This window comes from Proteus columbae (assembly GCF_009914335.1).
Taxonomy (GTDB): Bacteria; Pseudomonadota; Gammaproteobacteria; order Enterobacterales; family Enterobacteriaceae; genus Proteus.
The window spans coordinates 3,184,104-3,209,892 of the sequence record NZ_CP043925.1 but is presented as its reverse complement, the minus strand read 5'-3'; the positions used below and the strand labels follow the sequence as shown (position 1 = coordinate 3,209,892).

General features: G+C 39.5%; 16 protein-coding genes and 1 riboswitch. Of the genes, 10 read left to right on the top strand and 6 right to left on the bottom strand.

All coding sequences use genetic code 11. The features are described 5' to 3' along the window. Positions 1–19: 19 nt before the first annotated feature. From rapA to thiB, 5 genes are all read right to left on the bottom strand, one after another. The gene (gene rapA / locus F1325_RS15025; RefSeq protein WP_109373083.1) at positions 20–2,923 is read right to left on the bottom strand and encodes an RNA polymerase-associated protein RapA; all 2,904 of its coding nucleotides are present in this window, start codon (positions 2,921–2,923) and stop codon (positions 20–22) included. 185 nt (positions 2,924–3,108) lie between these two features. Next, positions 3,109–5,463 carry a DNA polymerase II gene (locus F1325_RS15020; RefSeq protein ID WP_160230655.1) on the bottom strand — a complete coding sequence of 785 codons (2,355 nt, stop codon included), beginning with the start codon at positions 5,461–5,463 and terminating at the stop codon, positions 3,109–3,111. An 88-nt stretch (positions 5,464–5,551) separates the two neighbouring features. Beyond that, complete coding sequence (gene thiQ / locus F1325_RS15015; protein ID WP_160230654.1) at positions 5,552–6,253, bottom strand: thiamine ABC transporter ATP-binding protein ThiQ; 702 nt, start codon at positions 6,251–6,253, stop codon at positions 5,552–5,554. Continuing rightward, on the bottom strand, positions 6,246–7,826 hold the full coding sequence (gene thiP / locus F1325_RS15010) for a thiamine/thiamine pyrophosphate ABC transporter permease ThiP (protein ID WP_160230653.1): 1,581 nt from the start codon (positions 7,824–7,826) through the stop codon (positions 6,246–6,248). The genes thiQ and thiP overlap by 8 nt, the downstream gene beginning before the upstream one ends. Beyond that, positions 7,826–8,839 carry a thiamine ABC transporter substrate binding subunit gene (thiB, locus tag F1325_RS15005; RefSeq protein ID WP_109373087.1) on the bottom strand — a complete coding sequence of 338 codons (1,014 nt, stop codon included), beginning with the start codon at positions 8,837–8,839 and terminating at the stop codon, positions 7,826–7,828. The genes thiP and thiB overlap by 1 nt, the downstream gene beginning before the upstream one ends. A gap of 64 nt (positions 8,840–8,903) precedes the next feature. After that, positions 8,904–8,995: riboswitch (TPP riboswitch) on the bottom strand. Between the two features lie 112 nt (positions 8,996–9,107). Here thiB and rppH point away from each other — a divergent pair. The 7 genes from rppH (at position 9,108) to F1325_RS14970 (ending at position 15,547) form a co-directional block, all read left to right on the top strand. Continuing rightward, positions 9,108–9,638: an RNA pyrophosphohydrolase gene (rppH, locus tag F1325_RS15000; RefSeq protein ID WP_036934096.1), complete on the top strand. Its 531-nt coding sequence runs from the start codon at positions 9,108–9,110 to the stop codon at positions 9,636–9,638. 8 nt (positions 9,639–9,646) lie between these two features. After that, positions 9,647–11,893 (top strand): phosphoenolpyruvate--protein phosphotransferase, encoded by a 2,247-nt coding sequence (gene ptsP, locus F1325_RS14995; protein WP_109373088.1) that lies wholly within the window; start codon positions 9,647–9,649, stop codon positions 11,891–11,893. 79 nt (positions 11,894–11,972) lie between these two features. Further along, a complete protein-coding gene (gene lgt / locus F1325_RS14990) occupies positions 11,973–12,863 on the top strand; it encodes a prolipoprotein diacylglyceryl transferase (RefSeq protein ID WP_109373089.1) in 891 nt (296 codons plus the stop codon). 46 nt (positions 12,864–12,909) lie between these two features. Further along, the gene (locus F1325_RS14985) at positions 12,910–13,761 is read left to right on the top strand and encodes a thymidylate synthase (RefSeq protein ID WP_109373090.1); all 852 of its coding nucleotides are present in this window, start codon (positions 12,910–12,912) and stop codon (positions 13,759–13,761) included. Positions 13,762–13,941: 180 nt separating this feature from the next. Further along, positions 13,942–14,451 carry a potassium:proton antiporter gene (locus F1325_RS14980; RefSeq protein ID WP_244185048.1) on the top strand — a complete coding sequence of 170 codons (510 nt, stop codon included), beginning with the start codon at positions 13,942–13,944 and terminating at the stop codon, positions 14,449–14,451. Then, on the top strand, positions 14,445–15,089 hold the full coding sequence (locus F1325_RS14975; protein WP_109373091.1) for a prepilin peptidase-dependent protein: 645 nt from the start codon (positions 14,445–14,447) through the stop codon (positions 15,087–15,089). The genes F1325_RS14980 and F1325_RS14975 overlap by 7 nt, the downstream gene beginning before the upstream one ends. Continuing rightward, positions 15,086–15,547: a DUF2509 family protein gene (locus F1325_RS14970; protein WP_109373092.1), complete on the top strand. Its 462-nt coding sequence runs from the start codon at positions 15,086–15,088 to the stop codon at positions 15,545–15,547. The genes F1325_RS14975 and F1325_RS14970 overlap by 4 nt, the downstream gene beginning before the upstream one ends. An 87-nt stretch (positions 15,548–15,634) precedes the next feature. On the opposite strand, the gene F1325_RS19485 is transcribed toward F1325_RS14970, so the two are convergent. Then, on the bottom strand, positions 15,635–15,757 hold the full coding sequence (locus F1325_RS19485) for a hypothetical protein (RefSeq protein ID WP_269812639.1): 123 nt from the start codon (positions 15,755–15,757) through the stop codon (positions 15,635–15,637). Positions 15,758–15,891: 134 nt separating this feature from the next. Between F1325_RS19485 and recC the strand changes: the two genes are divergently transcribed. From recC to recB, 3 genes are read left to right on the top strand one after another with little or no spacing between them, the layout of a single operon-like run. Further along, positions 15,892–19,275: an exodeoxyribonuclease V subunit gamma gene (gene recC, locus F1325_RS14965; RefSeq protein WP_160230652.1), complete on the top strand. Its 3,384-nt coding sequence runs from the start codon at positions 15,892–15,894 to the stop codon at positions 19,273–19,275. Positions 19,276–19,290: 15 nt separating this feature from the next. After that, entirely contained in the window at positions 19,291–22,179 is a 2,889-nt protein-coding gene (gene ptrA / locus F1325_RS14960; protein ID WP_160230651.1) for a pitrilysin, read from the top strand. Continuing rightward, on the top strand, positions 22,176–25,787 hold the full coding sequence (gene recB, locus F1325_RS14955) for an exodeoxyribonuclease V subunit beta (RefSeq protein WP_160230650.1): 3,612 nt from the start codon (positions 22,176–22,178) through the stop codon (positions 25,785–25,787). Before ptrA ends, recB begins: the two co-directional genes overlap by 4 nt. Positions 25,788–25,789: the final 2 nt, after the last annotated feature.

The following is a 25,789-nucleotide window of genomic DNA, read 5'->3' as shown; positions in this document are numbered from 1 at the left end:
CTCCCCGCTTTAACGGTGATTATTGGTGGGTAACAACAATGAGGCGAATTGAATCTAAACGCCACGTTGCTTCATCTAAATGGTTAAGAATATGAGCACGTTCATTTTCAATTGCTTCGACTTCATCATCACGAATATTTGGGTTTACCGCACGTAAAGCTTCTAAGCGCGACAATTCATGAGTCAGCACGCGATCCGCTTCTTCTTTCGCTTTTTGGATAAGTCCTTTCGCTTCAACTTCCATTAACGGTTCAGAGGCTTTAAGTACATGGTGGACTTCACTTTGTACCGCATTGACCAGTTTGCTCGAAGTATGACGATTAACTGCATTTAATTGGCGGTTAAAGCTTTCAAACTCAACTTGAGATGCAAGATTATTACCTTTCAGATCAAGTAATAAGCGAACTGGTGTTGCAGGTAAGAAACGACTTAAGTGAAGATGTTTAGGTGCTTGCGCTTCGACCACATAAATCAGTTCTACTAACAGCGTTCCCACTGGCAATGCTTTATTTTTTAATAAAGAAACGGCACAACTTCCTGTATCGCCAGATAAAATTAAATCTAAGCCATTACGGATAATTGGGTGTTCCCAACTAATAAATTGGGTATCTTCACGAGATAATGCTTGCTCTCTATCAAATGTGATGGTGCAACCATCTTGCGGTAATCCTGGGAAATCAGGCACTAACATATGATCGGATGGCGTTAAAATAATTAAGCTATCACTGCGATCTTCTTGATTAATACCGACGATATCAAACAAGTTCAGTGCAAAGTTCACTAACTCAGGATCGTTATCTTGCGCTGCAATCTCACCCGCTAATTCAACGCCAACTTCACCACCGTTAGAATGCATTTCTAATAGGCGGTCGCGGCCTTGCTCAAGTTTGAGCTTCATTTCATCATGCTGTTTACGACAAGCAGCGATAAACTCGTCAAAGTCCGCTAATTCATTAGGTTGCGCAAGGTAATTGACGAGAGCATCATATTTGCTGTCATAAATAGTACGACCTGTTGGACAAGTATGCTCAAAGGCATCTAAGCCTTCGTGATACCAACGCAATAATACGGATTGAGCCGTACCTTCAAGATAAGGAATGCTAATATCAATGTCGCGATTTTGACCAATTCGATCGAGACGACCAATACGTTGTTCTAGTAAATCAGGGTTAAATGGCAGATCAAACATAACTAGTTGATTAGCAAACTGGAAGTTACGTCCTTCAGAGCCGATTTCTGAACATAGTAGAACTTGTGCGCCTTCTTCTTCAGACGCGAAATAAGCAGCTGCACGGTCGCGTTCAAGTAATGACATACCTTCGTGGAAGACTGCCGCGCGAATACCTTCACGCTCACGTAAAACTTGTTCTAATTGCAGTGCGGTTGCTGCTTGAGCACAAATTACCAGTACTTTTTCATTACGATTTGCAGTTAAGAAACCCAGTAACCATTCAACACGAGGGTCAAAGTTCCACCATGTTGCGTTTTCACCTTCGAATTCTTGGTAAATACGTTCAGGGTAAAGCATCTCTTTTGCACGAACTTCGAGGCTCTTTTTCGCCGCCATAATTTCAGCCACTTTAATTGCGGTTTGATATTGTGTTGGCAGTGGCATTTTTATCGCGTGAAGTAAGCGATTCGGGAAACCTTTAACGCCAGAACGAGTGTTACGGAATAGCAAACGACCTGTTCCGTGTCTGTCCATTAGCATATGGATAAGTTCTTGGCGAGATTTAGTACGTTCTTCACCTTGGGTATTTGCCGCTTTCAGTAATGGCTCAACATCTTGCTCGCTGATCATTTCACTGATGATATTTTGTTGTTCGGTATTTAAATCATCTTCTGATAGCAAAATAGTGACAGCATCAGCAACAGGGCGATATTTTTGTTGCTCATTAATAAATTCGTTGTAGTCATGGAAACGGCTTGGATCAAGCAGACGTAAACGGGCAAAGTGGCTTTCTTGACCTAATTGCTCAGGGGTTGCGGTTAATAGCAATACCGAAGGAATAGATTCAGCTAATTCTTCAATTACTTGATATTCACGGCTTGGAGCATCTTCACTCCAAACAAGGTGATGAGCTTCATCGACAACTAACATATCCCATGTTGCTTCAACCAAGTGTTCAAAACGTTGTTTGTTTTTACGCACAAAATCTAAAGAGCAGATGATCATCTGTTCTGTTTCAAATGGATTATCGCTATCTAATAAAGATTCGCTATAACGGCTATCATCAAACAGTGAGAAACGGAGGTTGAAACGGCGTAACATTTCAACTAACCACTGATGTTGTAAGCTTTCAGGCACAATAATCAACACGCGCTCAGCACGACCATCCATTAATTGTTGATGGATAATCATACCAGCTTCAATTGTTTTACCTAAACCCACTTCATCAGCTAATAATACGCGGGGGTTATGACGTTTACCCACTTCATTGGCGATATAAAGCTGATGAGGAATAAGGCTTGCGCGGATACCACGTAAACCACTTTGTGCTTGCTTAAACTGCTCGCTCATAAACTTACGAGCGCGGTAGCGTAATGCAAAGCGATCCATACGGTCGATTTGACCTGCAAAAAGGCGATCTTGAGGTTTATTAAAAGTGAGTTTGTTATCTAAGAACACTTCACGTAATTGTGCAGGCTCTTCAGTGTCTAAACGTACACCCTGATAGATAAGTAGGCCGTTATCTTCTACAACGTTATCGATGGCGAGTTTCCAGCCTTCGTGACTGGTGACAGTATCCCCTGCATTGAACATCACCCGCGTTATTGGTGCATCATGACGGGAGTAAAGGCGGTTTTCGCCACAGGCAGGAAAAAGTAAGGTAACCATGCGGGCATCAATTGCCACAACAGTACCCAGTCCAAGCTCGCTTTCAGTATCGCTAATCCAACGTTGACCAAGAGTAAAAGGCATATATATAAACTCAGCTCTCAAATATATAATTTAGGAATTATTAATGAATGCAGTATTGCGGTGTTGTCATTAAAATCTGCGGGATAAAAAGTGCTTGTTCCTTGAACAAAGAAAAGCTAATTATCACCAAAGGGGCGTTATGTTAATAGATGCAAAGCAAACCGTCACCTGCAAAATGACACAACTTAAAATGAGAGTGTCATTTGCCCATTTAACAAGGTTGAAAAATCATCTTGTATAAAAGGTAGGATTGCATCTGCAATAGGCATTAATTGCTTATTGATATAGTGCTCATAATCAGGTGCAGTGGTAATGTGCTCTAATGGCTCAGGCCCCAAGAGGGTAATTATATAACTAATCCAACCGCCTTGCTGATATTGTTGCGGTCTATTTTGGGATAAATTATATTCATCAGCCTTACGTGCTGCTTTGACATGAGGGGGGACGTGGTGCTGATATTCTGATAATTTTCTACGTAACCGTTTACGATACACTAATCTCTCATCATATTTTCCCGCAAGCGTATCCGCAACATAATCACGAATAAACTGCTGATAAGGTTGCTGATGAAAAATGCGTGTATAAAGCTCTTGTTGAAATTTTTGAGCAAGGGGAGTCCAATCTGTTCTGACGGTTTCTAATCCTTTAAATACCATTTTATCATTGCTGAGTCCGGCGTAGCGTTTCTTGCTACCCGTTTCCATACCTCGGATAGTGGGCATTAAAAAGCGGCGATAATGGGTTTCGTATTCTAGTTCTAATTTGCAATCTAGTTGGTAGTTTTCAAAGAGATGTGTTTTCCACCATTGATTTACCTCTTGTACTAATTGATACCCAATCTGTTGTGCTTGTTGTTCTGTGTGAGGTGATTTCAGCCAAACAAAGGTTGAATCCGTATCGCCATAAATAACTTGATAACCTTTGGCCTCAATTAATTCTCGTGTTTTTTTCATAATTTCATGACCTCGTAGCGTAATGGAAGACGCTAAACGAGGATCAAAAAAGCGACAACCCACAGAGCCTAAAACACCATAAAAAGCATTCATAATGATTTTGAGCGCTTGAGAGAGCGGGGTATTTTTATGTAATTTGGCATTATCTCTTTCATGCCAAATTTGCGACACAATAGCGGGTAAACAGTGCCGTTCTCGTGAAAATCGTGCTTGGCGAAATCCAGAAATAGAAAAGTTTTCGTCAGGTTGGTGCATTCCTTCAATCATTCCTACTGGATCGATTAAAAAAGTACGAATAATAGAGGGATAAAGGCTTTTGTAATCAAGCACAACAACAGAATCATATAAGCCGGGAGCAGAATCCATCACAAAGCCACCGGGGCTATGCTCTTCAGGTTTTTCACCTTGATTAGGCGCGACATATCCAATGCGATGCATTGAGGGTAAGTAGAGGTGAGTAAAAGCCGCGACAGAGCCACCGCTTCTATCAACTGAAAGCCCTGTAACACAGGCTCTTTCTAATAAGAATGCCATAAGAGATGTCGTATCAAAGATACGGTTCACTAAGACACAATCTTGCCAATTATAATAAGCCAGTGCAGGTTTATCTTCTTTAAAGCGCCGATTAATTTCATCCATTCTGGCATAAGGTGTATCGATGGCTTTACCTTCACCTAACAGTGTTTGAGCAACCGATTCGAGGCTAAAAGAGGGAAAATTCCACGTCGCCATTTTCAATGCTTCAATGCCATCGATAATTAAACGACCTTGAGCCGATGCAAAAAAATGTCCTTTTTTAAATCCATGCTCACGCCATTCTAACGGGCTATTTTGACGACCTAATAATAAACTGACGCCATATCGTTGGGCATGTGTGTACAAAATACGTAGATCGAATTGAATTAAATTCCAACCAATAATGGCATCGGGATCATAGTGTTGTATCCATTCATTTAACTTTTCAATTAAACGTAATCGGCTACTGACATAACATAAACGATAGCCTTGAGGTTGCTGGTTTTCACACTCTACGGGCAACTCATCAGTAAGCATAAACACCACATTATCGCCACAACCTGCAAGTCCAATGGAGTAAAGTTCACCAAACTCACTGGTTTCAATATCCAAAGACACGGTTCGAAGCGTTGGGCGATAATCAGGAGCGGGTTTTAATGTAGCAATATTATTTTGTTGATAACGAAACCAGACTGGTGCGGTGATAAAGCGCTCCATCATATAACGTTCATGTGGGCGGATATCTGCTTCATAAAGTCGGATGTGATGCTCTTTAAGTTGTTGCTCAAGTTGAACAAGTTGGCGGTATTGTTTGCAATAAACACCGAAAACGGGCTGTCTTTCGAAATCTTTTAACTCGAGAGGGCGAATTTCAATATCAGGATTTTTATTAACGAGTGAGCGTAAAACAGTTTCATGTTGACGGGCAACAAAACCGATAGCACGTTGCATAGGAACAGTCACTTTATGCGGACCATGATCTGTCGCCAGCCAATAAGAGACGACAATACCTTTTGGTGTGTCGCTCCAGTGGCGAGTAAGAATAAAACCTTGTTCCGTATGACCAATCATGAGCACCCAATAAACACAAATAATTCACTAAATATGTGTTTATTATAGTCAATATAGTGGTTATTTATACAGTTAATTTTGGCTGAGATTAATTAAACGGAATACCTAAAATAAGTGATTGATCCACTTCACCATTTATTAGTGATTGTGTATTTCCATCATACACAATCATACCGTTATCAATCACAATCGCTCTTGAGGCGATTTTTGCAGCATCTTCTAAACTATGCGAAACCATCAATAAGGTTAACGCTTTCTCATCACAAAGTTGCTCAAGTAGTGCCAGCATTTCAATGCGTAAAGCGGGATCTAATGCAGAAAAAGGCTCATCGAGTAATAAAATCGGTTGTTCACGTACCAAGCAGCGCGCAATTGCGACACGTTGGCGCTGGCCACCTGATAATTGGGATGGTAAGCGTTCAAGATATTCACTGAGAGCCACTTGTTTAGCGCGATCTTCTAATAGTACTTTTTGCGCATCAGTCAGTTTTAAACTGGGATTTAACCCTAAACCAATATTCTGTCTGACAGTTAAATGTGGAAATAAGTTATTATCTTGAAATAACATGGAGATAGGACGTTTAGCAGGGACTGTTTTAGTATGGTTTTCACCATTGAGAAAAAGGCTTCCTTTTTCTGACGGTAAAAAACCCGCAATTAAACTGAGTAATGTGCTTTTTCCAGCGCCACTGGGACCTAACACAGCGATACGCTCTCCCGTATTAACGGTTAAATTAAATAAGAGATGTTGGTGTTCATAGGTGTAAGCAAGGTGCTCTAATTTAATCATGAGATTTTCCTGCCAATCGTTCTATTAAGCTAAAAAGAGTGAAGCAAAGTAGCAATAAGATCATGGCGGTCACGGCACCATCTTGAGTGTGATAAGCGCCAATTTGCTGATAAAGATAGAAAGGTAAGGTTCTAAAGGTTTCATTACCAAAAAGAGCCACAATACCGAAATCCCCAATAGAAATCACACAAGCAAAAGCAAGGGCTTGTGAAATTGGTTTTTTTAATGCGCGTAATTCTATCCAACGGAGTCGATTTATACCTTGTAAATTGAGCGACTGACACAAAAGACCATAACGCGAAGCGATGTCATTCATTGGATTTTCAAGTACTTTTAATGCATACGGAATAGCAATTAATGCGTTGGTTAAAATGACTAAAACATACGGTGATTCGGGTAATCCAATCGTATTGTTGAATAGAAGAAAAAAGCCTGTTGCCAACACAATCCCCGGCATCGCCAGAATAATCAAACCACTCATTTCCATGGCTTGTCCTGCTTTTTTAAAGTGCCGTAAGCGAAGTTCTCGGCTACTCCATAGCAACATCATCGTTAATACAACACAAACAATACCCGCACCAACCGCAATAATCAGTGAGGTAGTAAACGCCTGCCAAAGTACAGGTTGTTGTATGACATGTATAAATTGACTGTTAAGACCGTCCGTTATTACCGCTAGAATTGGCGGTACTAAAAAGAGGATCGCAAGAGTGATCACTAAACCATCGGTTATTTTGCTAAAGATAGGATCATAGGGATCACGCCAATGTAGCTTTTGACTGCTTCCCACAAAAAGGGTGCCTTTTAGCTTTTGGCTAATAAGTACTAAACCTAAACAACAAAAAAGCTGGATCAACGCTAACAGTGCAGCGCGGTGTAAATCGTAGTCATAGCTTAACGCTTGATAAATCGCGAGTTCAACAGTCGTTGCCGCAGGACCTCCGCCTAATGCCAATACAGTGGCAAAGCTTGCAAAGCAGAGCATAAAAATGAGTGATGCCGTGGGCAGAATTTGACGCCACAAATAGGGAAATTCAAGAAAACGAAAACGTTGCCAGCCATTCATGCCAAGCTGTGAGGCTAATTGGCGTTGTTCTGACGAAATACTTTCGAGTGCTTGTAATAGCATTCGGGTTGCTAATGGCATATTGAAAAAAATATGAGCTAATAGAATGCCTTGCAAACCATAAGGGGTAAATTGGTAGTCGATCCCTAGCCATTCACAAATTTGAGCAATCCATCCCACTCTGCCATAAACCGTTAAAATACCAAAAAGTGCAACTAGAACAGGTAACACAAGACTCATGGCACATAGGCGTAAAAACAGTGTTCGTCCTTTAAATTGGCGTCGATAGAGTGCTTTGGCGAGCCAAATAGCAGGTAATATCGAAAACAGCGCAGATAAAAAGGCTTGCCAAAAAGTAAAGCGGACAACATGCCATAAATATTCATCAGCAAAAATTGAGGTCAGCTCACCACTTGGTGCGTTAAACCACAATGCGCCAAATGACAATAACGCCACAATAAGCAGTAAACCCGAGGCACATAGCCCCGGGATAAGCCATCTTCCCATTAGCGACTAACCGCAGATTGCCAATTACGAGTCCATGTTTGGCGCTCTTTTGCGACAACATCTGCATCGAATTGTAATGATTTTTCGGGTTTAGGCATCACGGAATAGACGTCAGGTAATGGCATATCAATAACAGGATACATCCAATTGGTTGTAGGAATAGTTTCTTGGAAAGCAGGGGTGAGCATAAATTGCATAAATTGTTGAGCTAATTCAGGTTGTTTGCTCGATTTCAATTTTGCCGCGACTTCGACTTGTAAGTAATGCCCTTCATCGAAAATTGCCGCTGCATAGTTATCTTTTTTATCCGCTAAAATGTGATAACCTGGAGATGATGTGTAACTAAGCACAAAATCACCTTCACCTTTTAAGAATAAGCCATAAGACTCACTCCAACCTTTAGTCACTGTCAGCGTTTTCTCTGACAATTTTTTCCATTCAGAGGCCGTATTTTCAGGGTAAAGTGACTGCATCCATAGCATTAAACCCAAACCCGGTGTGCTGGTGCGAGGATCTTGATACAAAATCTTCCACTTTTCTTTGCTATTTAGCAGTTCAGCCATACTTTTTGGGGGATTAGCAATGCGGTTTTTATCATAGATAAAAGCAAAATAACCGTAGTCATAAGGCACAAAGGTATCATCAGCCCATTTTTCAGGTAGGGTGAGTTTTGATGTATCGATATGACTTGGTGCGAAAAGTCCCGTTTCTTTTGCTGCGTGGATCAGATTGTTATCCAAACCCAAAATAATATCAGCCTTACTCTTATCACCTTCCATACGTAAGCGATTAAGCAGAGAAACACCATCAGAAAGGGCAACAAGTTTTAATTCGCAATCACATTGTTGTTCAAACGCTTTTTTTATTGCAGGCCCTGGCCCCCAATCTGCGGTAAATGAATCATAAGTGTAAACAGTGAGCGTGGGTTTTTGTGCTAAGGCTTGAGTTGAAAAAGTACTTACAATGCCCAGTGCGCCCAGAAGGAAAGTAAAGCGAAGCGATTTAGTTAACACGTTTAGTTCCTCAGTAAAAGTCAGGTAGGATCTGAGGAGTGAGGATGGCAAACCAATGAATATTGCAACATCCTGACTCAAATCCCTACGCCAGTATTAGCTGGATCAGGTTCCACGAGTTTTTCTCAGCCTAAAAAGGCACCCCGTTGAGACTTTCCCATTGTAGATAAATACGCGCGTCGTGCAAAGTCTGTTGATAGAGGTTTACCGTTTGTGGGTAGTATGAAACAATGAGTTATCTTTCAAATTTGGTTATTGAGGTAGTCTAGTGATCGATGATGATGGCTACCGCCCGAATGTAGGGATTGTAATTTGTAATCGGCAAGGGCAAGTGCTTTGGGCTCGTCGCTATGGGCAACATTCATGGCAATTTCCTCAAGGGGGAATTAATCCTGGAGAATCGCCAGAGCAGGCAATGTACCGAGAGTTGTTCGAAGAAGTTGGGTTAAGTCGCAAGGATGTTAAAATTCTTGCCTCCACACGTAACTGGTTACGTTACAAGTTACCGAAGCGTTTGGTGCGTTGGGACACAAAACCTGTTTGTATTGGACAAAAACAGCGTTGGTTCCTCTTGCAGTTAACAAGTAATGATAAAGACATTAATGTTCAACAAAGCAAAACGCCAGAATTTGATGGCTGGCGTTGGGTGAGTTACTGGTATCCTGTTAGACAAGTCGTCTCTTTTAAACGCGATGTTTATCGACGTGTAATGAAAGAGTTCGCACCCGTAGTCATGCCGTTGCAAGAACAAGTGTCTTTACCTCGTCCATCGTATGGATATCGGCGTAAAAGGTATTAGATAACACTATGCTGACACGTTTGCGAGAAATTGTAGAAAAAGTGGCTATGGCAGCGGGGCTTCCAGAAGCGCTTGAACTCTTAGTCAAGGAAACGTGTCAGGCAATGCACACGGATGTGTGTTCTATTTATCTTGCCGATAAACAACGTAGTTGTTTTTATCTTATGGCGACCAAAGGGTTAAAAAAACCTAGAGGGAGAGCCGTTAGCCTCTCGTTTGATGAAGGCGTTGTTGGTGAAGTGGGGCGTCTTTCAGAGCTCATCAACCTCGCTGATATTCGCGAGCATCCTAGCTTTAAATACCTTCCTCAAGTTAAAGAAGATGATCTCCGTGCTTTCCTCGGTGTACCTATTGTCTATCGTCGCCAACTCCTTGGTGTATTAGTCGTTCAGCAAAAAGAGCGTCGCTTATTTAATGAAAGCGAAGAATCTTTTATGGTGACACTGGCGACACAATTAGGTGCAACGTTATCGCAAGTACAAACTAAAGGGCTTTTTGGACAATATCGCCAAAGCCGTATTAAAGCACTTTCGGTTTCGACGGGTGTGGTGATGGCATATGGCTGGCAAGAAGTCGCTCAGCCAATCCTTGAAAATGTATTTAAAGCCAGTGCACTTGATATAAAAGCAGAGCTCAATCGACTCACTGTTGCTTTAGAAGATGCAACAGCAGAATGTCGCCGTTTTAGTAAGCGTTTTATGGCGAATGCACAAAAAGAGAGTGCGGCCATTTTTGATCTCTACTCGCATTTACTTAATGATCCACAGCTTAAACATAAAATGACCGCGATAATCACACAAGGTTATGTCGCAGAATGGGCAGTTAAAGTGGTGGTTGAGAAAGTATCAGCGCAATTTTCCAGCCTGAAAGACGGTTATATGCGAGAAAGAGCGTCTGATCTTAAAGCATTAGGACAGCGTTTATTATTCCATTTAGATGATGATCTAAGCTCAACCAATATTTGGCCAGAGCGTTTTATTTTGGTCGCTGATGAATTAAGTGCCAGTTTATTGGCGGAGTTACCAGAGCAACAACTTGCTGGTGTCATTGTTCGAGATGGCGCAACTCACTCACATTCTGCCATTCTTGTTAGAGCGATGGGAATACCCGCGATTATGGGAGCAGATATTCAACCTGAGCTGTTACATAATCGCATGCTTATTCTTGATGGTTATCGTGGAGAAATATTTATTGAGCCAGAGCCTTTTATTACTCAAGAATATAAACAAATTATTGATGAAGAGAGTGTATTAAGCCAAATTGCAGAAGATCAACTTGAACAGCAAGCGGTTTTAAAAAACGGTGAAGCAGTTAGTGTTCAATTGAATGCGGGATTAAATATAAAATATGAGCAACGCATTAGTGTGGGAATAGATGGTGTGGGTTTATATCGCACCGAAATACCTTTTATGTTGCAAAGCGGTTTTCCCTCTGAAGATGAACAAAAAAACCGTTATCGTGAAATTCTCTCTTTTTTTCCAGATAAACCCGTTGTATTGCGCGCTTTAGACATTGGTGCTGATAAGCAACTTCCTTATATGCCAATTAATGAGGAAAACCCCTGCTTAGGTTGGAGAGGAATAAGAATATTGCTCGATCAACCTGAAATCTTCCTTATTCAGCTACGTGCAATGCTAAAAGCAAATCTCGAATTTAAAAATTTGAAAATATTGTTGCCGATGGTGACAAGTCTTGATGAAATTGACGAAGCAAGAACATTGCTGCTACGAGCATGTGATGAAGTCAGTCGAGAAATAAAGTGTGAGTGTGTTCCACCACCGTTAGGCATCATGCTTGAAGTTCCTTCGTTGGTGTTTATGTTGTCACAATTAGCTAATCGGGTCGATTTTATCTCTGTTGGAACAAACGATTTGACTCAGTATTTGCTTGCTGTCGATCGTAATAATACCCATGTAGCATCACTCTATGATAATTTGCATCCTGCGTTATTGCGTTCACTGAATTTGATTGCAACACAATGCCAATATTATCAGTTGCCAGTGAGTGTTTGTGGTGAAATGGCGGGTACGCCAATAGGGGCATTGCTGTTAATAGGGCTCGGTTTTAGGCAGTTAAGCATGAGTGGTCGTAGTTTACCTAGGGTAAAATACTTATTGCGCCATCTTGATCCTGTGATGTTACAGTCTTTTATGCAACAGGTGTTGCAAGCTGAAACCACAACAGAAATCAAAAAATTGTCTTCTGAATTTATGGAACGGCAAGGATTAGGTGGATTAATTCGCGGAGGTATCTAGCAGACCTTCGTATAAGCCTTTTTTGTGTTGGCAATAAATAACCAGCACAGAAATTATTGATTAAGTGAAGTAGGGAATAATGAGTATAAGCTACCTTAAATTTCCAGAGATTGATCCCGTTATGTTCTCTATCGGGCCTGTGTCACTACACTGGTACGGTATGATGTATTTAGTTGGGTTTGTCTTTGCCTTATGGCTTGCAAATCGTCGAGCTGCAAAACCGAATAGTGGTTGGAATAAAAATGAAGTTGAAACATTACTTTATGTCGGTTTTGTGGGTGTATTTATCGGTGGTCGTTTAGGTTATGTTTTATTTTATAACCTACCTGTCTTTTTAAATGATCCTCTTTACCTCTTTAAAGTGTGGGATGGCGGAATGTCGTTCCATGGCGGTTTAATTGGGGTCATTTGTGCCATGATTTGGTTTGCTAAACGCACTAAACGTAAATTTTTCCAAGTGGCAGACTTTGTTGCACCGTTAATTCCATTTGGATTAGGGTTAGGCCGTATTGGTAACTTTATCAATGGCGAATTATGGGGACGTGTCACATTAGATACGCCTTGGGCGTTCTTATTCCCAACCTCGCGTTCTGCGGATCTCCAGCTTGTTGCCCAAGATCCAACAACGTTACTGCCTATTATTCAAGAATATGGTGTTTTACCTCGTCATCCCTCTCAGCTTTATGAAATGCTGTTAGAAGGCGTGGTGTTATTCATTATTCTGAATATTTTTGTGCGCAAAAGTCGTCCTGTCGGAAGTGTGTCAGGTCTATTCCTGATTGGTTATGGCGCATTCCGTATTATTGTTGAATTCTTCCGTCAACCAGACGCACAACTAGGATTATTTGGTGGTGTGAGTATGGGGCAAATACTTTCAATTCCAATGATTCTGTTGGGTATTATTTTTATGGTATGGGCTTATCGTCAAGATAAAAAAACGGCACAAAACCCAACATCTGCTCACAAATAGTGTGAGATAAATTTTTTATTATTAGCTAATTAACAAGAGAGACAACATGAAGCAGTATCTGGCATTGTGTCAACGCATTATCGATGAAGGGCAATGGATTGATAATAAACGGACAGGAACCCGTTGTTTAACGGTGATTAATGCCGATCTGGAATATGATGTTGCGAATAACCAATTTCCGCTGATAACAACACGAAAAAGTTTTTATAAAGCGGCCATTGCAGAACTGTTAGGGTATTTACGTGGCTATGACAATGCCGCTCAATTTCGTGAAATTGGTTGCAATACATGGAATGCCAATGCGAATGAAAATGGTGCATGGTTAAATAACCCTCATCGTAAAGGCGAAGACGATATGGGGCGTGTTTATGGCGTTCAAGGACGTCAATGGAAACGCCCTGATGGTTCTCATTTTGATCAACTGCGTAAAGTGGTAGATAACCTGACTAAAGGTATCGATGATCGTGGTGAAATCGTAACGTTCTATAATCCGGGTGAAACGGAACTGGGTTGTTTACGCCCTTGTATGCATACGCATACCTTTTCACTTGTGGGGGATACGCTTTATTTAACCTCTTATCAGCGCAGTTGTGATGTGCCGTTAGGTTTGAATTTCAACCAAATTCAGTGCTTTGTTTTATTGGCGCTGGTGGCTCAAATTACAGGGCATAAGCCGGGTAAAGCATTTCATAAGATAATCAATGCACATATCTATGAAAATCAATTACCACTAATGCGTGATGTGCAGTTAAAAAGAGAGCCATTACCGTTACCAACATTACATGTCAATCCAAAAATCAAAACGTTGGAAGATATTGAAACTTGGGTAACAACGGATGATTTTACTGTTGAAGGTTATCAATGCCATGAAGCAATAAAATATCCATTTACAGTTTAATTTATTCCTTGCTTTAAAGGCCTCTGTTTAGCAATAAACAGGGGCTTTTTTCATTTTACCCTTATTTTGTATTTATTCTGAAAATACGGTTATTGCGTTGTTGTTCGAAAAAAACACTTTCCTTTATTTACCTTTAAATGTTTTGTCTGCATTCTCGCAGTAGGTTAAAAGGAGGAATAAATGAATAATAACATGGATATAAGCCTAAGTAGGGTGCATCAGCAAGAGGGCGAATTTGGTATAAGCTTACTTGAAATATTGGTTGTGATGATGATAGTTTCTATTTTAAGCTATTTATCAATTCCTGCTTATCAGCATTTTACTTACCAGCGTCAGTTACTGCATAGCGTGCGTGAAACCATTGCTTTTCTTTCTTATCAGCAACAACAAGCTCTATTATTTAATGTAAGAATTAAAATTACGCTTTTGTTATCACCAAATAATAAAATAATTGCGACTCCTCTTCATTCTCGCCATTTATCAGAGCAACAAGATATTTTTCAATTAGCTTCAGGCATTCAACTTAAGCAATCAACAGTTTCAAATTTTACGTTCGGTGGAATTCGTCAAACATTAAAGCCCATGAGCTTTGTTCTTCACAGTGTAGAAGGCGAAGTGAAAATTATTATTTCATCATTAGGCAGAATAAGAGCATGTAGTCAGAGCATGAAGGCATTTTCATCATGTTGAAACGATCTGGAATTTCATTTTCGTCTGGCATGATGTTGATGGAATACCTTTTTGCTATCGCGATAAGTGGGGTTTTGTTTCTATGTATCAGTCGAGCTTATCCTCAAATAATGAACACACTGATCTACTCTTACCAACAATACCAGTTAGATATTTTTTTAAGAGAACGGTTATTGGTGTTAGAAGCACAATTAAGACGCACAGGGTATTGTTATGACAGTTGTGTTAATACGTTGAAGCCAAACGGCTTGGCTGAGTCTTCTTTAAAGATAGGACAATATCCCCTTCAAGAAAAAAACTCCTGCGTTATTTTTGCTTACGACATAAACAGCAATGGCAAATGGGAACTGCCTTCTTCAAAAGAGAGTGATTATTTTGGATACCGTCTTAAAAATGGACAACTAGAACAACGAAGAGGAGTCAAAGATTGCGCTTCTTCAGGATGGCAACGTTTTTTTGAGAGTAATGAAATTGAGGTGACTGAATTTACTTTGCGTTCTTATACAAAGCCTCACTTAATGAAAGGGATGTCTCTTTTTTATCTTTCAATCTCCTTAAAATTTCATTTAAAACAAAATCATAAAGTGAAGTCACATTATCAAAATATCATTCGTTTAAGGAATGTGACCTTGTTATGAATACTGATTTTACATACAGAAAAAATGAACAGGGATTTGCAAGTTTATTAATGGTGATGGGTTTTGTTGTGATGAGTTTATCTGTGCTTGGAAGCTTTGCTTATCATTACAGGCAGTCTCAACAAATAGTGATGCAAGAGTTACAAGCACGGCAAGCTTTTTTATTTGCTGAATCTGCATTGCAGTGGGGGATCGCACTTAATTGGGATCTTTCATCAACTCGATTAAATAAATGGCAATGTCATACTTTTCATGCAAATCCTAAAATAAAAAGCTGTCTACTTTTGATCTCTCTAGATAAGGGCTTACTTCAAGGACAAGCAGAAAGCTTAAAAGGTTATAAAATATATCATTACCAATGGGTTAGTATCTTAAAGGATAAAAATAGAACAATAACTATTCATCCAAGCGGATGGCTAGATTATTGCCCATTAGTGCATAAGGAGTGTGTGTTATAGATAACATTCAAAATAAATCAGAAAGTGGCTCTATATTACTTAATACAATGTTTATATTGCTGTTTTTTAATATTAGTTTTGTCGCTATTATAGGGTATAGTCAATCATTAAAAGCTGATTTTCAGCAGCTAATTCAAATTCAGCAGTCAGGGCAGGAACTTTTTGTTTTATTTGAACAAATGTCTGATAAATCACCTGATTATTTCGCATCTAACCCCAGAATAATGACACGCTCACTTTTACAGTCTGAAGGTTGTCAGCAAATAGAAGGTTATGTTGCCAATAATGTATTACCCGAAATAAGGCTGTATTACTGGTCATGCTATTAATAAGATGAGGATCTGATGTTTCATATATATCACTCAAATCAGTTGTCATTACTAAAGTCACTTATGGTGCACTTTATGCAGACCAGGCCACTTTCTTCTCCTTTTGAACAAGAAGTGATCCTTGTACAAAGCCCTGGAATGTCTCAATGGTTGCAAATCCAGCTTGCCGAAAGCTTGGGTATTGCCGCTAATATCCGTTATCCATTACCAGCAACCTTTATTTGGGAAATGTTTACTCGGGTATTATCAGGTATACCTAAAGAAAGCGCTTTTTCTAAAGATGCGATGACATGGAAATTAATGGCATTACTTCCTGAATTTTTGCCTAATGAAGAATTTAAACCCTTACTGCATTACCTTGATGATGATGAAGATAAACGTAAACTTCACCAGTTAGCAGGACGTGTAGCTGACTTATTTGACCAATATTTAGTTTATCGTTCAGATTGGTTAGCTTCGTGGGAAAATGATGAGTTAATCGAAGGGTTGAGTGAAAATCAACGCTGGCAAAAAATATTGTGGGTAGCATTACAGCAATACACAAAAGATCTTAATCAGCCTCAATGGCACCGTTCTAATCTTTATCAGCAATTTATTTCGACTTTAAATAATGCAAAAGAAGGGGAGCTTCAACACTGTTTTCCACCTCGTATTTTTATTTGTGGGATTTCGGCTCTACCTCAAGTTTATTTGCAGGCATTACAAGCGATAGGGCGTCATACTGAGATCTATTTACTCTTTACTAATCCTTGCCGTTACTATTGGGGAGATATTCAAGATCCTAAATTTCTCTCTCGTCTTAATAGCAGAAAGCCACGCCATTATAAGCAATTGCATGAATCGCCTTGGTTTAAAGATGAAAAAAATGCTTCTTCGTTATTTAATGATGAGGGCGAGCAAAACATCGGTAATCCGCTATTAGCATCATGGGGAAAACTAGGTAAAGATAATCTTTATTTCCTCTCTGAACTTGAATATACCGATGTGTTAGATGCGTTTGTTGAGATCCCAAGAGATAATTTACTTCATCAATTACAAGCAGATATTCTTGATTTAGAAGATTTTTCGCAATTAGGTACAACACTTGAAACTTATGAGTGTAGTGAAAATAAACGTGTGATTTCACCAGATGATCACTCACTGACTTTCCATGCAAGCCATAGCCCACAGCGCGAAGTCGAAGTACTGCAAGACCAATTACTGCATTTATTAGAACAAGATCCTGAATTGTTACCGCGCGATATTATTGTGATGGTTGCGGATATCGATAGCTATACACCTTATATTCAAGCAGTGTTTGGTAATGCACCTTCAGAACGTTATCTTCCTTTTGCTATTTCAGATAGAAAAGCGCGTCAAGCGCATCCTGTATTACAGGCTTTTATTACGTTGCTAGAACTTCCTCAAAGTCGTTTTACCGCTGAACAAGTGTTGGCACTGCTTGAAGTCCCTGCTTTAGCAGGGCATTTTTCTATTTTTGAAAATGAACTAAAACTACTACGTCGTTGGGTTGATGAGTCAGGCATACGCTGGGGATTAGATGATGAGAATGTGGCTTCATTCTTATTGCCAATCACGGGCAAAAATACATGGGAGTTTGGCTTACTGCGCATGTTGCTTGGTTATGCGATGGAAAGTGAAAATGGTCCTTGGAAAGGTGTGCTTCCTTATGATGAATCCAGTGGATTAGTTGCGGAGCTTGCAGGTCATCTCGCTGATTTTCTTTATACATTAAGTGATTGGCGTACACGTTTAAGTGAAACTCGTTCATTAGAATCATGGCTAGAAGTTGGACAACAATTAGTTGATGCCTTTTTTGAGTCTGATGAGGAAACGGAATTAGTTTTAGTGCTTATTATCCAACAATGGCAAAAAGTGATTGAAAATGGATTGAAAGCACAATATCAAAATGAAATTCCGCTAGTCCTTATTCGTGATGAATTAACAGTACGGTTCGATGATGAAAAAATTAGTCAGCGTTTTTTAGCTGGCAGCATTAATTTCTGTACACTAATGCCTATGCGCTCCATTCCCTTTAAGGCAGTGTGTTTATTAGGTATGAACGATGGTATTTATCCTCGTAATATTCAGCCGTTAGGATTTGATTTAATGGCGGAAAAACGCCGTCGCGGTGATAGAAAACGTCGTGATGATGACCGCTATTTATTCCTTGAAGCGCTTAGCTCAGCTGAAAAATACCTTTATATCAGCTATATCGGAAAATCGATCCGTGACGATCGAGAATGCAATCCATCAGTCTTAATCAAAGAGTTACAAGATTATATTGGGCAAAATTTCCGTTTACCGGAGGATGGTGAACTCAATGTCGATGACAGTGCGGCTCGTATAAATCAGCATCTATTAACACAACATAGCCGTGTTCCTTTTGCTCAAGAAAATTTCCAAATAGGCGCTTTCTTTCGTTCTTATGCCTCTGAATGGCTGCCTGCTGCCAGTGGGCAAGGAATGGTTCATCAAACTTTTACCGAGCCACTAAACGATGATGACACAATAGATCAAGTCTCTGTTGATGCGCTTGCACGTTTTTATCGTCATCCTATTCGAGCATTCTTCCAACAAAGGTTAAAAACAAACTTTGTTATTGAAGAAACAGAATTACCTGAAGAAGAGCCATTTGTGATAAATGCTCTTCAACGTTATCTATTGAATCAATGGTTATTAAAAGCATTAATTGATCAAACCTCAACAGAAGCTTTGTTTGAGCGTATCAAAGCAGCAGGTCAACTTCCTGCAAGTGCATTTGGTCAAATTTATTGGGAGCAGCAAATAGAAGAGTTACTTCCTTTAGCTGAAAAGATAAGAAGTGAACGATTAGCTACACATTCTGTCACATTAGAGCAAAGCTTTAGTGCAATGCCATTGATTGGTCGTTTAAATGAGGTACAAGCTGATGGTTTATTACGTTGGCGGCCAGCCAGCTTAACCGCTAATGACTTATTGCAGCTGTGGATTGAGCACCTAGTTTATTGTTTGAAACAGGGAACGGGCGAGAGTCGGTTTTACGGCAGAAAAGAGACTCAATGGTGTTTGTTACCGGTTGATCCTGAATTTGCCTATTCAACGTTAGACAAGTTAATCAGTGACTATAAACAAGGGTTAAACAGCCCATTAGCGCTATTTGCGAAAAGTGGCTGGGCTTGGTTACAAGCTTGCTATGATAAAAAATCACAAGAGTTTTTACTTGATGATGAAGAGACACTTGAGAAAGCAGAATTAGTACTGATGCAACATTTAACGGATAGCTATAATCGAGATGGTGAAATGAGTGATATGTATGTTCAGCGTGCTTTCTCTCAATTAGACGAGCCTTTTTTACAAACGGTCAAACAGACGGCATTAACAATATTTAAACCAATAATTCCATTTCTGAAAAAATAAGGGAGCTCATATCCGATGAGAAAGTACTGCTCGCAACTATGGATCATGTTGCTATTGATGCTAGTGAGTATCAACAGCTTTGCCGCTGATCCACTCTGGCAAGTATTGCCTGATAGCATTGAAAAAAGTGAGAGCGATCCACGGCAATATCAAGCGATTAAACTACCTAATGAAATGACTGTATTACTGGTTTCTGATGAAAAAGCAGTTAAATCATTAACGGCAGTTGCGCTACCTGTTGGCGCATTAGAAGATCCTGATAGTCAGCAAGGTCTTGCGCACTATTTAGAACATATGGTGTTAATGGGATCGGTGAAATATCCTCAATCAGGCAGCATGTCTGAGTTCTTACAAAAGAATGGTGGCTCTCATAATGCGAGTACAACGACTTATCGTACTGCATTCTATTTAGAAGTGGAAAATAGTGCCATTAATGAAGCGGTTGATCGACTTGCTGATGCTTTAGCTGAACCTTTACTTGATCCTAAAAATGCAGATCGTGAACGTAATGCTGTTAATGCAGAATTAACTATGGCGCGTGCGCGCGATGGTATGCGTTTTTGGCAAGTCAGGGCAGAAACCTTAAACCCTGCTCATCCAAGTTCCCGTTTTATGGGCGGAAATTTAGAAACGCTGAGTGATAAGCCAAACAGTAAATTACAAGATGAATTAATTAAATTCTATCAAACGCACTATTCTGGCAACTTAATGAATGGGGTAATTTACAGTAATAAGTCACTTGATGAATTATCTAAATTAGCCGCAGACACTTTCGCTCGTATCCCGAATAAAAAGGCAGATGTGCCTGTCACCACTGTACCTGCCATGACGGATAAAGAAAAAGGGTTAATGATCCACTTAGTACCCGCTCAACCGCAAAAGACTTTACAAATTGAGTTTGGTATAGATAACAACGTTGCTGATTTTCGCAGTAAAACGGACGAATACATTGGCTATTTAATTGGTAATCGTAGTTCAGGCACTTTAGCAACATGGTTACAAGACCAAGGTTTAGCCGAAAATATTAGTGCGTTCTCAGAGCCATATATTGATCGTAACCAAGGCTCGTTTACTATTTATGTTTCGTTAACCGATAAAGGGTTAGCGCAAAAAGACAAAGTGATTTCCGCTATCTTTTCGTACATTCGTTTAATTCAAACAGAAGGTATCAGTCAGCGTTACTTTGATGAAATTGCGAATGTATTAGATCTCTCATTCCGTTATGGCTCTATTGTAAGAGATATGAATTACATAGAAGGCATTTCGGATATGATGCTGCGTTATCCAGTCAAAAATATCCTTAATGCAGACTATATCGCTGATAATTATGAGCCTTCAGCTATCCTTTCACGTCTTGATTCACTGACACCAGAGAAGGCTCGTATTTGGGTAATAAGTCCTAATGAACCTTCTAACAAACAAGCTTACTTTGTTAACGCGCCTTATCAGGTTGATAAAATCACAGATAAACAATTAAAAACATGGCAAACATTATCAGATGATATTTCATTATCATTGCCAGCACTTAACCCTTATATCCCTGATAATCTTTCACTGATTGATGCGGACAGTAAAATCATCAAACCACAATTGTTGTGGCAGGATAAAAGTGCTCGTCTGTTCTATATGCCATCACACTATTTTTCTGATGAACCGAAAGCGAGTGTGACATTAAGTTTGGTGAATAAAAAATCGGATATCACTGTTAAGCAACAAGTGACACAAACTTTAACAGACTATCTTGCAGGTCTAGCATTAAGTGAATTATCTTACCAAGCTTCTGTTGCGGGAATGAATATCTCATCTACATCAGGACAAGGTATTGATTTTTCAATGAATGGTTATACGCAACATTTACCAGAACTCGTTAATGCGACACTGAAAAACTACATGAGTTTTGAATCAACTCAAGAAGAGCTAGATCAAGCTAAATCTTGGTATCGTGAACAACTTGAAGTGACCCATAACTTAAAAGCATTTGAAGCAGCTATGCTGCCAGCTCGTCGATTAAATACGATCCCGTACTATGAAGAAGCTGACAAACTCAAAGCATTAGAGTCAATTACACTGCAAGACATTATTGATAATCGCCGTGAAGTCATTAAAAACGCTGCACTTCAAGCGCTGATTATTGGTAACTTAACGCCAGAGCAAAGCCGCAATATTGCTAAATCTGCACACGAATTATTAGGTAATCAAGGCACAGAATATTGGATCGGTGAAACATTAGTATTCAATAAATTAAATGCAGTTGAATTCCAAAATAAATCGAAGAGCACAGATAACGCATTAGGTGAGCTTTATATCCCAACAGGTTATAGCCGCCTTGAAGGTCAGGCAATTTCTTCAGTGTTATCGTCTATTATCAAACCTTGGTTCTATGATCAATTAAGAACAGAAGAGCAACTTGGTTATGCTGTATTTGCTTATCAAGCCACTATGGGTGAGCAATCAGGTATCGGCTTTTTACTGCAAAGTAATGCAAAACCACCTGTCTATTTAAATGAGCGCTATAACGCATTTTATCAACAAGCTTATGAGCGTTTGAAAAAAATGAAAGAGGCTGATTTTAATCAGTATAAACAAGCGATTATTACCGAAGTTAAACAGCCACCTCAAACATTCTATGAAGAAGTTTCTCTTTATCGAAATGACTTCCATCGTAATAACTTAAAATATGATGGACGTGAAAAATTCTTAGCTGAGCTTAATAAAGTAACGTTAAAACAAGCTATTGAGTTTTATGAAAAAGCAATTATAAAACCAAACGGATTTATTTTTGTTTCTCAAATTATTGGTAAAGATGGCAAAGATGCTGATTACGCCGACAATAAACAATGGAAACGTTATGCTACGGTAAGTGAATTACAAAAAACCTTACCTATTGAGGAAATTAAAGAGTGAGTGATGTGATACAGGCACAGCCATTAAACCCGTATACACTTCCTCTGTACCAAAGACGCCTCATCGAGGCGTCAGCGGGAACAGGGAAAACTTATACAATAGGGTTGTTGTATTTACGGTTGCTTCTTGGATTAGGCGGAGAGTCTGCATTCTACCGCCCTCTCAGTGTTGAAGAGATTTTAGTTGTGACATTTACGGATGCGGCGACAGATGAATTACGAGCCCGTATTCGTAAAAATATCCATGAACTAAGACTTGCCTGTATCCGTCATGATGTTGAAAGTAGTGATAACGCTTACCACGAATTACTTAAACAAATCCCGAATAAAGAGCTGGCTGCACAGTGGTTGTTAGAAGCAGAACGACAAATGGATGAGGCGGCTATTTATACTATTCATGGCTTTTGCCAGCGTATGTTGGCAAACAATGCATTTGAATCAGGAGTCTTGTTTGAACAAGTCTTGATCCAAGATGAATATGAGCTTAAAAAACGGGTATGTGCTGACTTTTGGCGCCGTCATTGTTATCCACTTTCTTATGATGTTGCTAATGCAGTAAGCCAGATTTGGTCTGGCCCTGAACAACTACTTTATGAAATACAGCCTTATTTACAAGGTGAAATGCCTGAAATCGAAGGTGTGGCATTAGACAGTGAAAATGAATCAGTCAAAGAGCGTCATCAAGCGGTTATTGAAGCAATTAACAAGGTGAAAGCTCGTTGGCATGAACATCATCATGAAGTTGAAGCATGGATAACCGCTTCAGGTGTTGATAAACGTAGTTATAGCAGTCGTTTCTTACCTAAATGGATTGAAGAAATTACTCTGTGGGCATCAACATTAGAAACGAAAAGCTATCAATTACCTGATTGTTTGGTTCGTTTTTCTCAAGAAACGCTGAATGAAAAGGCAACGAAAGGCCCTGCACCAGAGCATATTCTTTTTGTTGAAATTGAACGATTAACAAAGCAGAGCCTAACTCTGCGTGATGTTATTCTTGCCAACGCCATCCCTGAAATACGCCAAGGTATTGAAAATGAAAAGATGCGTCGTGGTGAAATGGGATTTGATGATTTATTAACACGTCTAGACAGAGCGTTAAAACGTGAAAGTGGAGAGGCTTTAGCGCAAGCTATTCGTGAACGTTATCCAGTTGCAATGATCGATGAATTCCAAGACACCGATCCTCAACAATATCGTATTTTTGATGCCATTTATGGTGAGTATGAAAATAGTGGTTTGCTATTTATTGGTGATCCCAAACAGGCAATTTATGCTTTCCGTGGTGCGGATATTTTTACTTATATTCAAGCACGAAAGCAGACATCTCATCACTACACATTAAATACTAACTGGCGCTCTGCGCCGGGTATGGTGAATGCAGTTAACAAGCTTTTTATGTGTTCCAAGGCCCCATTTTTATTTGAACATATCCCTTTTATTGAAGTAAGTTCGGCTGAAAAAAACCAAGACATGGCCTTTATTTATCATGATGAGCCGATTTCGCCTTTTAATTTTTGGCTTGCTGAAGGCGAAAGTGTTTCTACGGGAAATTATGAGCAAATCATGGCAGCGCAATGTGCTGCACAAATTCGTGATTGGTTATCAGCCGGGGATCAGCAACAGGCTTGGCTGATTGAGCAAGGTGCAAGAAAAGCGGTTACGTCTGCTGATATTATGGTACTGGTGCGTAGCCGTAGAGAAGCGATACTGATCCGTGATGCACTGAATTTACTTTCAATACAATCCGTATTCTTATCCAATCGTGAAAGTGTATTTGAAACCAATGAAGCTAAAGATCTACTGTGGTTATTACAAGCGGTTGTAACACCAGAGAAAGAACGTGTTTTACGGGCATCTTTAGCCAGCCGATTATTTGGTTTTAGCGCAAGGCAAATTGATGATTTGAACCGCAATGAGGCGGACTGGAATAGCTACGTGGAGAAATTTGCTGATTACTATGTACTATGGCAAAAGCGTGGTGTTTTACCAATGTTGCGTAAAATCATGATGGATAATCAAATTGCGGAAAATTTACTCGCAAGTATTGATGGGGAGCGCCGGCTTACAGATATCATGCATATTGGTGAATTATTACAAGAAACATCATTACAACTTGATAGTGAACACGCCCTTATTCGTTGGTTAGCACAACAGATTTCTCATCCTGATGCGCAATCTGAAAGTCAACAAATGCGCTTGGAAAGCGACCGAAATCTTGTGCGAATTTGTACTATCCATAAATCTAAAGGCCTTGAATATCCTATTGTTTGCTTACCTTTTGCTTGTAATTACCAAGAACAAAGAGGGGCGCTTTATCATGACAGAGAAAAATTTCACGCGAAATTAGATATTTTTAGCCGACCTGAAAGTTTACGTTTAGCGGATGAAGAACGCTTAGCTGAAGATTTACGCTTACTTTATGTGGCATTAACACGATCTAAATTCTGCTGTTATGTTGGTGTTGCGCCTCTTGTTAAAGGGACTAAACGTAAATCAGGACTTACTGATTTGCATAAAAATGCTTTAGGGTATTTATTACAGCAAGGTGAAGAAGGCGATAGTGAGTTATTACATCAATCAATTCACGCTTTATTAGATGATAATATCAGAGTAACAACGCTTGATAACATATCAGCACATCGCTATCAGCCTCAATTAATGGCAGAAACAAAACTTGAAGCCGCTATATTTAAACGTCAGATCCATGATAATTGGCGTATAACGAGTTATTCAGGATTAACCTATCAGCATTCAAATCGTAATTATCATTTTGATTTGGGTGATATTGAGGCTTTGGTGCAATCTATCGCACCAGGGCTTGATACAGATGCTAAAGGTGAGAAGCAACAAGGAGAGGTTGATGAAAATTCTATTCATCATTTCCCTCGTGGTGCAGTAGCAGGAACATTCTTACATAGTTTGCTTGAAGTGTTGGATTTTTCGCAGCCTATTGATGAACTGTGGATACAAGGACAATTGACCGCTCAAGGCTTTGATGAAAAGTGGGCTCCTCTTTTAGTTACATGGATGGAAACGCTGTTTCATACGCCTCTTAATTCTCAAGGATTATGTCTTGCTGATATCCCAAAATCACAACAACTTGATGAATTACAATTCTATTTACCTATTGAGAAAGAAGTATCATCAGCTCAATTGACTCAATTAATTAGTCAGTTTGATCCTCTATCAAAACGTTGTCCTACTTTGCAATTTCAACAAGTAGAAGGCATGCTCAAAGGCTTTATTGATTTAGTCTTTTCTTGGGAAGGTAAATACTATGTTGTGGATTATAAATCGAATTGGTTAGGTGAATCGAGTGAGGATTACACACAAGAAGCGATGATGAATGCAATGATGGATCATCGCTACGACTTGCAATATCAACTCTATACCTTAGCGTTACATCGTTTTTTACAGCAACGTATTCCTGATTATGATTATCGAACTCATTTTGGTGGTATTTATTATCTTTTTTTACGGGGTATAGATAAAGAACATCCCGGAAATGGGGTTTACGCTTATTTGCTTGATGAAGCTTTTGTTTTGGCGTTAGATTCATTATTTACAGGTAAAAGTAGCAAATCCGATGTAGTCGGTGAGAAATAAAA